The sequence below is a fragment of the Chitinophagaceae bacterium genome, assembly GCA_016717285.1.
Classification (GTDB): Bacteria; Bacteroidota; Bacteroidia; order Chitinophagales; family UBA10324; genus JACCZZ01.
The window spans coordinates 253483-265743 of record JADKFU010000001.1; the positions used below are offsets into that span (position 1 = coordinate 253483).

Here is a 12261-nt window from a genome sequence, read left to right on the forward strand (position 1 = left end):
GGTTGTTAAGCTGGAAAAAAAATCCTTAACCTTGCGATTGTTTATCCAAAATAAAAGTAACCGGTTGCATGTTCGAATTTCATAAGGAGAAAGAAACCTATTTTAATATTCAAAAAGAAAATGCCACTAAGTGGGTGATTCCTTTTGTTGAAAAAGGTTTGAAAATCACTCCCGGAATGAAAGTGCTGGAAATCGGTTGTGCTGAAGGCGGTGTTTTAAAAGCATTTCTGGACAGAGGATGTAAGGGTGTTGGCGTGGAACTGAGTCCATCAAGAGCAGAGCTTGCAAGGCACTTTCTGCAAAATGAAATTGCTGAACAAAATGCTCAAATCATCGCGAAGGATATTTATGATCCGTCATTTTCGGATGCATTCAAAAACGCTTTTGATCTTATCATCCTTAAAGATGTAATCGAGCATATTCACGATCAGCAGCGTTTAATGGAACAACTCAAGAAATATTTGCGACCAACAGGAAGAATATTTTTTGGATTTCCACCCTGGTATATGCCTTTCGGCGGACATCAGCAGATTTGCAAAAGTAAGTGGCTCTCTAAACTTCCTTATTATCACCTGCTTCCAATGTCGCTGTATAAACTGGTATTAAAATGGGGCGGCGAATCACAGCAGGTAATTGATGACATGGCAGAAATAAAAGAAACAGGAATATCAATTGAGCGTTTTGAAAAAATAGTGAAACGACTCAATTATGTAATTGATCAGCGGATGTATTATCTGATCAATCCTATTTACGAATACAAATTCGGGTGGAAAGCGCAACAACAAAATAAGCTGGTAGCTTCTGTACCCTGGTTGAGAGATGTTTTCACCACAGCTATGTACTACCTTATAGCAATCGGAAAAGAATGATCATGGCTTTCACTTCATCATTGCCTCAATCTCTTTCACCTCAACAGGAATCATTGACATCAGATCAACCGGATTTCCTTCCGTAACCAGAATGTCATTCTCTATCCTGATACCGATGTTTTCTTCCGGAATATATATGCCGGGCTCACAGGTAAATACCATTCCGGGCTCGATGGGTGCGAATCGTGTTCCGAGGTCATGTACATCAATTCCTAAATGATGAGAAGTTCCATGCATAAAATATTTTTTATACAATGGCCTTTCCGGATCCTGTTTTTTCACGGCTGCTTTTTTCAATAGGCCCAACCCGATCAATTCATCTTCCATCATGTTTCCGACTTCCTTATGATAATCATTAATGATAGTTCCGGGACGAAGCATGGCAATTGATTGTTTCTGCACTCTCAGTACTGCATTGTACACCTCTTTTTGACGGGGCGAGAATTTGCCGCTTACCGGAATAGTGCGCGTTAAGTCAGCAGCATAATTGCCGTAATCAGCACCAAAGTCAAGTAATAGCAGGTCACCTTTATTACATGGCTGATTGTTATCAACATAATGCAGCACGCAGGCATTTTTGCCGCTCGCGATAATGGGCGTATAAGCATGGCCACCCGACCGGTTTCTTAAAAATTCATGGGTAATTTCTGCTTCAATTTCATATTCCATCACACCTGGCCGCGTAAATTTCAGCACCCGTTCAAAAGCGACAGCGGTAATGCGGATAGCTTCTTTGATTAAACTCACTTCAATAGCTGATTTAATCTGTCTTAATTGCATCATGATAGGAGCACTCCGGTGATAATCATGCACAGGATAACGACGCATCAGATGGTGCGCAAAACGAAGGTTCTGGTCTTCAACTTTTGGTTGTGCCCGGTAATTTTCGTTTGTATCAAGATAAACATTGTGGGCATAGGTCATGAGCATGTGCAGGATCGATTCAAATTCGTCCAGCCACATGATGGTTTTGATTCCCGATTGCTTACGCGCTTCGTCAACGGTATATTTATGACCTTCCCAAACGGCAATCACTTCATTGGTCCGGCGGAGCAACAGCACTTCTTTATATTCAGGCAAAGGACAGTCGGGGAAAATGAGTAGCACGGTTTCTTCCTGGTCAATTCCTGTCAGGTGAAACAAATCTGCATTTTGCCTGAATTCAAAATTCATATCAGCGCTTTTAGGCATCTCATCATTTGCATGGAAAAATGCAATGGAATTGGGAAGCAAATGCGAAACGAGCCGGTTCCTGTTGTCAATAAAAAGCTGCGGATCAATGGGTAAGTATTTCATAAAAAATGGAATTAATGGATTATTTAGAATCCTCAAACCTACACGATTGAAAATGAATTTTATAATATTGCTGATTATTGAAGATCCTTTTGCAACAGTTGCAATTGCAGTAAACAGGTTCTTTGTTGTGGAGCGAACCTTTCTGGAAATATTCAATTCCCACTTTCTTTTTAGGGTACTTGTATATCCCGCAAATTCAAAGTACTTTTGCACCCTCTAAAATTTTAGCTGTAAATAAGAATGCCTACCATTCAACAATTAGTTCGTAAAGGAAGAACCATCATCCGCTCCAAGAGTAAATCAAGAGCGTTGAACAGTTCACCACAGAAGAGAGGTGTATGCACCCGTGTTTATACCACAACTCCTAAAAAGCCCAACTCTGCGCTGCGGAAAGTGGCCAAGGTGCGGCTTACCAATGGAATTGAAGTGATCTCTTACATTCCCGGAGAAGGTCATAACCTGCAGGAACACTCCATCGTGCTGATCCGCGGCGGTCGTGTGAAAGATCTTCCAGGTGTGCGTTACCATATAGTACGTGGAGCATTGGATACGGCCGGTGTAAATGACCGTAAGAAGAGTCGTTCTAAGTATGGAACAAAGAGACCTAAAGCCGGAGCAGCAGCTAAAAAATAATTCTTAAACACCCTTTTTCGATTTCATACTATGAGAAAATCAAGAGCAAAAAAACGCCCGATTCTACCAGATCCAAAGTTTAACGACGAATTGGTGACCCGTTTTGTGAATACTCTGTTGAAGCAGGGGAAAAAGACAACTGCCTTTCAAATCTTCTATGATACTATTGATAAAATAGCTGACACTACAAAAGAAGAAGGATATCCTATCTGGAAAAAAGCAGTGGAAAACCTGATGCCGGCTGTAGAGGTTCGCAGTCGTCGTATCGGTGGTGCTACTTTCCAGATTCCTGCGGAAGTTCGTCCAACGCGTAAAACTGCACTTGCAATGAAATGGCTGATTAATTATGCAGCCGCACGTAGTGGTCGTTCTATGGCCGACAAGCTTGCTGCAGAATCAATTGCCGCCGCTAAAGGCGAGGGAGCAGCCTTCAAAAAGAAGGAGGATACCCACAAAATGGCGGAAGCAAACAAAGCCTTCGCCCACTTCAGGATTTAATCATCTTAGCTTTTTAACAATCTTATGGCTCAGGATTTAAAGTTTACCCGAAACATCGGGATAGCTGCGCACATTGATGCCGGCAAAACAACTACTACAGAACGCATCCTGTACTACACAGGTGTTTCCCATAAAATAGGTGAAGTGCATGATGGCGCTGCCACAATGGACTGGATGGTGCAGGAAAAAGAACGTGGTATTACCATCACTTCTGCTGCAACACGCTGTTTCTGGAAGTATAAGGACCATGAATACAAAGTAAATATTATTGATACGCCCGGTCACGTGGATTTTACAGTGGAGGTAGAACGCTCCTTGCGTGTATTGGATGGTATGGTTGCATTGTTCTGTGCAGTTTCAGGCGTAGAGCCACAATCAGAAACTGTTTGGCGCCAGGCCAACCGTTACAAAGTTCCCCGTATTGGATTCGTTAATAAAATGGATCGTAGCGGTGCTGATTTTTTAGATGTTGTTAAGCAGGTGAAGGAAAAATTGGGTGCGAATCCTGTTCCGCTCCAACTGCCTATTGGTGCTGAAGATTCTTTCAAAGGGGTGGTGGATCTTGTACTTAATAAAGCGATAATCTGGGATGATACCACGCAGGGAATGACGTACAAAGAAATTCCGATTCCGGAAGACATGGCAGACCTGGTGGAGGAATATCGTACGATCATGATTGAAGCGGTTGCTTCCTATGACGACAGGATTCTGGAGAAGTATCTTGAGGATGCAAATTCGCTTACAGTTGAAGAAGTGATGGAAGCCATTCGCAAAGCAACGATTGATATCGCTATCATACCGATGTTGTGTGGTTCTTCCTTTAAGAATAAGGGTGTTCAGGCCATGCTGGATGCGGTAATCACTTACCTGCCTTCTCCTATGGATCTCGAAGCGGTGAAGGGCATCAATCCGGATACGGAAGAAGAAATTTTCCGCAAACCTGATGCAAAGGAGCCATTCACAGCACTTGCTTTTAAGATCATGACCGATCCGTTTGTTGGTCGTCTGGCATTCTTCAGAGTTTATGCTGGTACGCTCAATGCCGGTTCCTATGTATTGAATACCCGGACAGATAAAAAGGAAAGGATTTCGCGAATTTTTCAGATGCATGCCAACAAGCAGAATCCGATTGATACAATTGAAGCTGGCGATATTGGAGCTGCAGTAGGCTTTAAAGAAATTCGCACCGGTGATACTTTGTGTGATGAAAAGCATCCGATCATTCTGGAAACCATTAAGTTCCCCGATCCTGTTATATCGATTGCTGTGGAAGCCAAAACCCAGGCTGACGTTGATAAACTTGGGAATGCATTGTCAAAGCTTGCCGAGGAAGATCCGACATTTAAAGTGAGAGTGGATGATGAAACGAGCCAAACTATTATTAGTGGTATGGGTGAGTTGCACCTTGAAATCATTGTTGATCGTCTGAAGCGTGAATTCAAGGTAGAATGTAACCAGGGAGCTCCGCAAGTGGCCTATAAAGAAACAATTACAAAGACGATCAAACACCGTGAAGTGTTCAAGAAGCAAACCGGTGGTCGTGGTAAGTTTGCTGATATACATGTGGAAGTTGGACCGGTAGGTGAAGGAGAAAAAGGGTTGGTATTCGTGAATGAAATTTTTGGAGGCTCCATCCCGCGTGAATTTGTTCCTCCTGTTCAGAAGGGATTCCAGGCAGCAATGTCTGCAGGTGTTTTGGCCGGTTTTCCTGTTGACGATCTTAAAGTAACGCTGTATGATGGAAGTTACCACAATGTGGATTCTGATCAGATGGCATTTGAGCTTTGTGCAAAATATGCTTTCCGGGAAGTATGTGCCAAAGCAAATCCAATTTTGCTGGAGCCAATCATGAAAGTAGAAATTGTTTCTCCTGAAGAATATACCGGTGATGTAGTGGGCGATTTAAATCGCCGCCGTGGTCACCTTGAATCAATGGAAATGAAAGGCAACGCACAGGTGATCAAGGCCAAAGTGCCGCTCTCAGAAATGTTTGGTTACGTAACACAATTGCGTACCATCACATCTGGCCGCGCGACTTCCATCATGGAATTTTCACACTATGCACCTGCGCCTGCGGCTATAACTGAGGATGTTGTTTCGAAAGCAAAAGGCAAGGTAAAGGCTGAGGCCTGAAGTCTTTTAACATATTAAAATTGAGTTGAGCCCTCTGATTTTCAGGGGGCTTTTCATTGTGAATTTGTGCAGGATGAAACTGAATACCGCAAAAGCAATATTTGTCATCTAACTGTAAAACGAGGAGCATTTCTATTAAATACTGACCACCATAAGTATTATTGTTTTAAACGGCGCCGTTTTTGACCAGTCTGCGTTTCATAAACATTACTACCATGAAAATCAAAAGTCAGCTGATCAGCGAAATTGGTGGATGGTTCCTTGCCGCTACATTTATGTTTATCGTTGTAAAAATGATTATATCGCTGTTTTAACGGCGCTCAATATTTCAGTTTCCAATTTTTGCTTGATTAATTTTCACGCTGCCCCATAATAATACGGTTTTTGCCTGTATGGACATTACTCTATAACCGGCCGTTATCGGACGGTTTATAAATCAAATGCAAAAATCTTTGTTTGGCTATTGGAGAAACAAAGTAGTTTTTATACCTTTGCAATCCGTTTTTAAAAGCTCATTGAAATAAATGGCACAGAGAATCAGAATTAAGTTATTGTCGTATGATCACAGTCTTGTTGACAAAAGCTGTGAAAAGATTGTGAAAACGGTGCGCAGCACCGGTGCCGTTGTGGCGGGGCCAATACCTCTTCCCACCGAAACTAAAATTTTCACGGTGTTGCGTTCTCCGCACGTGAATAAGAAAGCCCGCGAACAGTTTAAACTCTGTACATACAAACGCTTACTTGATATTTACACCTCATCATCCAAAACTGTGGATGCGCTGAGCAAATTGGAATTGCCCAGTGGTGTTGAGATTAACATTAAAGGTTAAAAGACACTACCAACATGAAAGGCATAATTGGAAAAAAGGTCGGGATGACCAGCTACTTTGACGAAAACGGGAAGAATATTCCCTGTACGCTTATAGAAGCCGGCCCTTGTGTGATTACACAAATCAAAACCAACGACGCAGACGGCTACAGCGCTGTTCAATTGGGATATGATACCAAGAAAGATAAGAATACGAGTAAGCCACTTCAGAAGCATTTTGCGAAAGCCGGAACTCCTGCCAAAAGGAAGTTGCTTGAATTTCGTGATTTTGAATTGGAGAAGGGCCTTGGCGATACCATATCAGTAGATATTTTCGCTGAAGGAGACAAAGTAAATGTGGTGGGTGTTTCCAAAGGAAAAGGATTCCAGGGTGTTGTAAAGAGACACGGATTTCATGGTGTGGGAGGGCAAACTCACGGTCAGCATGACCGCAACAGGGCACCTGGATCATTAGGGGGGTTCTTCGTATCCTTCCAGGGTTTTCAAAGGGTTGCGCATGGCAGGTCGTGATGGCGGAAAAACTATAAAGATTCGTAATGTTTCCGTGCTTAGAATATTTGCCGATAAGAACCTGATGGTGGTAAATGGTTGCATACCCGGACCAAAAGGATCTTATGTAGTTATCAAAAATGAAAATTAAAAGGGCTTCACCGCTATTAATAATACGATCATGAAAGTTGATGTTTTAAAAACAGATGGTAATAAAGCAGGAAGAAGCGTTGAGCTTCCGGATTCCTTTTTTGGAGTGGAGCCCAATGACCATGCTATTTACCTTACGGTGAAGCAGTTTCTGGCTAACCAGCGCCAGGGCACACACAAAGCGAAAGAGAAATGGGAAGTTTCAGGATCAACCAAAAAACTTCATAAGCAAAAAGGCACTGGTGGTTCAAGAAAAGGGAGTATTAAAAGCCCGTTGTTTCCGGGTGGTGGCAGAGTGTTCGGACCAAAACCACGTGACTATAGTTTTAAGTTGAATCAAAAAGTTAAAGATCTCGCCAAAAAGTCCGCACTGTCTTATAAAGCAAAGGACAATGGCATCGCAATCATCGAAGATTTTTCCTTGACCAATCCAAAGACTAAAGAATTTGTTCAGATCCTGAAAAATCTGGGTTTATCAGGCAAGAAGACTATCGTGATTGTAAATGAAGCAGATGATCGTTTAATGATAGCCAGCCGCAATGTTCAAAAAAGCCGCATTGCCAAGGTGAGTGATTTGAATACATACGAAATCATGAATGCTTCAACACTTGTTTTTGTGGAAAGCAGTTTGAAACATTTTGAAGCAGTTAACAACTAAAGAAGAATTATCATGGGAGAAATACTAATCAGGCCATTAATTTCGGAGAAGTTGAATTCGCTTAGTCAGAAATTCAATAAGGTTGGTTTTGTAGTGGCCAGAAATGCGAATAAGATTCAGATTAAGAATGTAGTGGAGAAAATGTATGGAGTGACTGTTAAATCAGTGGCTACTTCAGTTCTTCCTGGTAAGACAAAACAAAGAAGTACAAGAAAAGGTGTTTCGACAGGGATGAAGAGTCCGATCAAGAAAGCATACGTGACCCTTGCAAAAGGCGAAGCGATTGATTTCTACGCAAACATCTGATCATTCAGAGTGCAAACACAGTTGTTGAAATCAGCAACGTGAAAAGACGAATAGCAACTAACGTTAAAGATTAGCGGAAAAGTAATCAAAGATGGCAGTAAGAAAATTAAATCCGGTTACACCGGGATCAAGGTTCAGAATCGTCAATGCTTTTGCAGAGATAACTACCAATACTCCTGAAAAGAGTTTGCTGGAACCCATTAAGAAAACCGGTGGAAGAAACAGCGATGGACATCGCGCAATGCGATATATCGGTGGCGGACATAAACAGATGTACCGTGTTATCGACTTTAAAAGGGACAAACATGGTGTTCCCGGTGAAGTGAAATCCATTGAATACGATCCGAACCGCACCACATTTATTTCTCTCATTAATTATAAGGACGGAGAAAAAAGATACATACTTGCTCCTGCCGGTATTAAAGTTGGACAAACAATTATTTCAGGTCCGGATGCACCTCCTGAAATCGGTAATGCGCTTTTCCTGAAGGATATTCCGCTGGGTACCATCATTCATAATATTGAACTCCATCCTGGTAAAGGGGGTGCGATGGCACGTAGCGCCGGTGCAAATGCACAGTTAAGTGCCCGGGAAGGCAAGTACGCGATCATTAAACTTCCTTCAGGTGAAAACAGAATGGTGCTTGCAAATTGTATTGCCACCATAGGTTCAGCTTCCAATTCAGACCATAACACAGAAAGATCAGGTAAGGCAGGTCGCAACAGGTGGAAAGGTGTTCGTCCGCGTGTTCGTGGTGTTGCCATGAATCCTGTTGATCACCCAATGGGTGGTGGTGAAGGAAAGGCTTCCGGTGGACATCCGCGTTCAAGAACAAGTAAATACGCGAAGGGAATGAAAACACGCCATCCTAAAAATGTATCTAATAAATTCATCATTAGCAGGAAGAAGAAATAGCGACGAACTCTTTTAGCCGAAGAGTTGAATAAAATAAATGATTAACTGATCAAGCATAACTAATCATCAAGAATGAGCAGAAGTATAAAAAAAGGACCTTACGTAGATCACAATCTCCAGGAGAAAGTGGACAAAATGACCAGCAGCGGCAAGAAAACCGTGATTAAAACATGGTCGCGTCGCTCCACTATTACGCCTGAGTTTGTGGGAAATACATTTGCTGTCCATAATGGTAACAAGTTCATACCCATCTATGTAAGTGAAAACATGGTCGGGCATAAACTGGGAGAGTTTGCTCCTACACGGAATTTCAAAGGTCATTCATCAAAGAAAATTAGCTAAGCCATGGCAGAAGCAAGAGCCATATTGAGAAATTGCCCTTCTTCCCCACGGAAGATGCGCTATGTTGCTGACATGATTCGCGGCATGGATGCTGAAAAAGCATTGTTTGTGTTGCAGCACAGTGCAAAGTATGGTGCAAAACCAATGGAGAAATTGTTGAGGTCGGCAATTGATAATTGGGAGAAGAAAAATGAAGGAATCCGCATTGAGGATGCTCAACTGATTGTAAAAACATTATTTGTTGATGGTGGCGCAATGCTAAAGCGTTGGTTACCGGCACCTCATGGTCGTGCCTACAAAAAACGGAAACGTTCAAATCATGTTACGCTGGTAGTTGATTCGAAACCTGCTGTGGTAGAAACACCTGGAAAATTTAAGAAGAAAGCGACGGAAAACAAAGTGGAACCAACCGTTGAAGCGCCGGCAAAAAAGGCGAGAAGCAAGAAAGCGCCTAAAGAAACAGTAACAGCATAAACTTAAATAACCCAAATAGAATAAGATAACTGCATGGGACAAAAAGCAAATCCGATTGGTAACCGACTCGGAATCATTAGAGGATGGGAATCCAACTGGTACGGTGGACGTGAGTTTGCCGCTAACCTGGTAGGTGACGAGAAAATCCGCAACTACCTCAGGGCACGTATCACAAAAGGTGGACTGGCGCAAATAGTAATTGAGCGGACATTGAACCGCATCACCATTACCATTCATACCTCACGTCCTGGTATCATCATCGGGAAAGGTGGTGGAGAAGTGGACAGGATTAAGGAGGAATTGAAAAAACTTACGGACAAGGAAGTTCAGATCAACATAGTTGAGATCCGTCGTCCGGAAATCGAAGCAGCAATTGTAGGTGATACGATTGCACGGCAGATTGAAGCACGTATCAATTACCGCCGTGCGATAAAAATGTCGCTTGCTTCAGCACTCAGAATGGGTGCAGAAGGAATAAAAGTGAGAATCAGTGGACGTTTGGGTGGTGCGGAAATAGCACGTTCAGAAGAAATTAAACAAGGTCGTGTCCCCTTGCATACCTTCCGCGCTGATATTGATTATGCATTGTCGGAAGCACAAACAGTGTACGGAAAAATCGGAATTAAGGTGTGGATTTGTAAAGGAGAGATTTATGGCAAACGCGATCTGTCGCCAAACGTAGGACAAAAAACTACTGAAATGCAACGTCCTAAGAGCGGAACCGGTGGCAGTGGTGCAGGTGGAAGAAGAGGTGGAAGTGGCGGAGGAAGAGGAAAGGATCGTGAACGTCCTGAAAGAGATTAGTACCGTTAATTATTCTGTAAGAAGACTATAAAAGAATAAAGAGAAAGAAAGAACCAGTAAAGAGCAGTAAATATGTTACAACCGAAAAAAACCAAATACCGCAAGACCCAACGAGGCAAGATGAAGGGTAATGAACAACGTGGGTTCACGCTCTCGTTCGGTTCATTCGGATTAAAGACGCTGGACGAAGCCTGGTTGACAGATAAACAATTGGAAGCTGCCCGTGTCGCTTTAACCCGTCACATGAAACGTGAAGGTCAGGTGTGGATTCGTGTTTTTCCTGATAAGCCACTTACCAAAAAACCTGCAGAGGTACGGATGGGTAAGGGTAAGGGAAACCCGGAAGGATGGGTAGCGCCTGTTAAGCCCGGAAGAATTCTGTTCGAAGCGGAAGGTGTAGCATTAAGTATTGCTAAAGAAGCCATGCAACTGGCGGCAGATAAATTACCGGTACATACAAAGTTTGTAGTAGCGAGAGATTACAAAGCTTAAAAAAAGTGAAGCATAATGGCTAAGAAAAAATTGAACCTTAAGGATCTTACCACTGCTGAAGTGGTTGAAAAGTTGAAAGAGGATGGTGCGCATTACACCAAGATGAAATTCAATCATGTGGTAACCACTCTTGAAAATCCTATGACGTTGCGACAGCTTCGCAGGGATATTGCGCGCATGAAAACTGAATTGAAACAACGTTCGCTGACGGAATCAAAAGTGGAAAGCAAATCATAACAATCGGGAAACAGTAATCCTGATCATCAATTAAAGAGGTAAGAAATTCATGGAAAGAAATCTCAGAAAATCAAGAATAGGTGTAGTTACCAGTAACAAGATGAGCAAAACCATCACGGTTTCCATCGAAAGAAAGGTGAAGCATCCGCTCTATGGTAAGTATCTTAAGAAGACCAAGAAAATGATGGCGCACGATGAAAAACAGGAATGTTCTATTGGCGATACTGTAAGAATCATGGAAACGAAGCCTGTTAGCAAAAACAAACGGTGGAGACTTGTTGAAGTGATAGAAAAAGTAAAATAGTAATTAGGCCACTCGCATTGAATTGCCGGTTTTTAAATCAGCGTTTAACAGCAGGTTGACAATACAAGAAAAAAGAATTTAGAGCAATGATACAGACAGAATCAAGATTGACGGTGGCAGATAACAGCGGGGCACGGGAAGTGCTGGTGATTCGGCTGTTGGGCCATTCACATCAACGCTATGCATCAGTAGGTGACGTAGTAATTGTTACTGCAAAGGATGTGATTCCCGCCGGCCAATTGAAAAAAGGAACTGTTTCAAAAGCCGTGATCGTAAGAACAAAGAAGAGAATTCGCAGGAAGGATGGTTCTTATATCCGTTTTGACGACAATGCATGCGTATTGCTGAACCCTTCTGATGAACCAAGAGGAACCCGCATTTTTGGCCCTGTGGCAAGAGAACTGCGGGAGAAGCAATTCATGAAGATTATTTCTTTAGCACCTGAAGTACTATAACCATGAGCAATACAAAAAATACGACAACCCGGTTTAAGACGAAAACACATGTTAAGAAAAATGACATGGTGTATGTTCGTTCGGGTGATGACAAAGGAAAGAAAGGCCGCGTGCTGGAAGTGATGGTGGATAAGATGAAGGCTTTGGTGGAAGGAGTGAATATCGTTTCGCGCCATACCAAACCGAATGCGAAAAATACGCAGGGTGGTATTGTGAAAAAGGAAGCACCGGTGCACATTTCCAAGCTAATGTTGCTGGACCCTAAAGATGGTAAGCCAACCCGCGTAGGCAGAAAAAGAGAGAATGAAAAATCAGTGCGTTTCGCCAAAGGCAGGGTTCGTTCCGGCCAGGTGATAAAATAAACTTCTTAAAGAAT

Annotated in this window: 17 protein-coding genes and 1 pseudogene; 17 read left to right on the forward strand and 1 reads right to left on the reverse strand. The window is 42.5% G+C overall.

Annotated features, from left to right (window positions below):
• Window positions 1-68 precede the first annotated feature (68 nt).
• Entirely contained in the window at window positions 69-869 is an 801-nt protein-coding gene (locus IPO83_01045) for a class I SAM-dependent methyltransferase (protein ID MBK9729872.1), read from the forward strand.
• Window positions 870-878: 9 nt separating this feature from the next.
• Here the strand turns inward: IPO83_01045 and IPO83_01050 are convergent, their stop codons facing one another.
• Window positions 879-2165 (reverse strand): aminopeptidase P family protein, encoded by a 1287-nt coding sequence (locus tag IPO83_01050; protein ID MBK9729873.1) that lies wholly within the window; start codon window positions 2163-2165, stop codon window positions 879-881.
• 240 nt (window positions 2166-2405) lie between these two features.
• Here IPO83_01050 and IPO83_01055 point away from each other — a divergent pair, with 240 nt between their 5' ends.
• From IPO83_01055 to rplX, 16 genes and pseudogenes are all read left to right on the forward strand, one after another.
• Window positions 2406-2798: a 30S ribosomal protein S12 gene (locus tag IPO83_01055; protein MBK9729874.1), complete on the forward strand. Its 393-nt coding sequence runs from the start codon at window positions 2406-2408 to the stop codon at window positions 2796-2798.
• Window positions 2799-2828: 30 nt separating this feature from the next.
• The gene (gene rpsG, locus IPO83_01060) at window positions 2829-3296 is read left to right on the forward strand and encodes a 30S ribosomal protein S7 (GenBank protein MBK9729875.1); all 468 of its coding nucleotides are present in this window, start codon (window positions 2829-2831) and stop codon (window positions 3294-3296) included.
• Between the two features lie 24 nt (window positions 3297-3320).
• Window positions 3321-5429: an elongation factor G gene (gene fusA, locus IPO83_01065; GenBank protein ID MBK9729876.1), complete on the forward strand. Its 2109-nt coding sequence runs from the start codon at window positions 3321-3323 to the stop codon at window positions 5427-5429.
• Window positions 5430-5953: 524 nt separating this feature from the next.
• Window positions 5954-6259, forward strand: coding sequence for a 30S ribosomal protein S10 (gene rpsJ / locus IPO83_01070; GenBank protein ID MBK9729877.1), 306 nt, complete (start codon window positions 5954-5956; stop codon window positions 6257-6259).
• Window positions 6260-6273: 14 nt separating this feature from the next.
• A pseudogene (gene rplC / locus IPO83_01075) lies at window positions 6274-6898 on the forward strand (50S ribosomal protein L3).
• A gap of 30 nt (window positions 6899-6928) precedes the next feature.
• Window positions 6929-7555 carry a 50S ribosomal protein L4 gene (gene rplD / locus IPO83_01080; protein MBK9729878.1) on the forward strand — a complete coding sequence of 209 codons (627 nt, stop codon included), beginning with the start codon at window positions 6929-6931 and terminating at the stop codon, window positions 7553-7555.
• A 12-nt stretch (window positions 7556-7567) separates the two neighbouring features.
• Complete coding sequence (gene rplW, locus IPO83_01085) at window positions 7568-7861, forward strand: 50S ribosomal protein L23 (protein MBK9729879.1); 294 nt, start codon at window positions 7568-7570, stop codon at window positions 7859-7861.
• Window positions 7862-7952: 91 nt separating this feature from the next.
• Window positions 7953-8777: a 50S ribosomal protein L2 gene (rplB, locus tag IPO83_01090; GenBank protein MBK9729880.1), complete on the forward strand. Its 825-nt coding sequence runs from the start codon at window positions 7953-7955 to the stop codon at window positions 8775-8777.
• A 72-nt stretch (window positions 8778-8849) separates the two neighbouring features.
• The gene (rpsS, locus tag IPO83_01095) at window positions 8850-9119 is read left to right on the forward strand and encodes a 30S ribosomal protein S19 (protein ID MBK9729881.1); all 270 of its coding nucleotides are present in this window, start codon (window positions 8850-8852) and stop codon (window positions 9117-9119) included.
• A 3-nt stretch (window positions 9120-9122) separates the two neighbouring features.
• Window positions 9123-9593, forward strand: a complete 471-nt coding sequence (gene rplV, locus IPO83_01100) for a 50S ribosomal protein L22 (protein MBK9729882.1) — start codon at window positions 9123-9125, stop codon at window positions 9591-9593.
• Window positions 9594-9626: 33 nt separating this feature from the next.
• The gene (rpsC, locus tag IPO83_01105; GenBank protein MBK9729883.1) at window positions 9627-10397 is read left to right on the forward strand and encodes a 30S ribosomal protein S3; all 771 of its coding nucleotides are present in this window, start codon (window positions 9627-9629) and stop codon (window positions 10395-10397) included.
• A 72-nt stretch (window positions 10398-10469) separates the two neighbouring features.
• Window positions 10470-10889, forward strand: a complete 420-nt coding sequence (gene rplP, locus IPO83_01110) for a 50S ribosomal protein L16 (GenBank protein ID MBK9729884.1) — start codon at window positions 10470-10472, stop codon at window positions 10887-10889.
• A gap of 15 nt (window positions 10890-10904) precedes the next feature.
• Window positions 10905-11126 (forward strand): 50S ribosomal protein L29, encoded by a 222-nt coding sequence (gene rpmC / locus IPO83_01115; GenBank protein ID MBK9729885.1) that lies wholly within the window; start codon window positions 10905-10907, stop codon window positions 11124-11126.
• 49 nt (window positions 11127-11175) lie between these two features.
• Entirely contained in the window at window positions 11176-11430 is a 255-nt protein-coding gene (gene rpsQ, locus IPO83_01120; protein ID MBK9729886.1) for a 30S ribosomal protein S17, read from the forward strand.
• 86 nt (window positions 11431-11516) lie between these two features.
• Window positions 11517-11885, forward strand: coding sequence for a 50S ribosomal protein L14 (gene rplN / locus IPO83_01125; GenBank protein ID MBK9729887.1), 369 nt, complete (start codon window positions 11517-11519; stop codon window positions 11883-11885).
• A 2-nt stretch (window positions 11886-11887) separates the two neighbouring features.
• The gene (rplX, locus tag IPO83_01130) at window positions 11888-12247 is read left to right on the forward strand and encodes a 50S ribosomal protein L24 (protein ID MBK9729888.1); all 360 of its coding nucleotides are present in this window, start codon (window positions 11888-11890) and stop codon (window positions 12245-12247) included.
• Window positions 12248-12261: the final 14 nt, after the last annotated feature.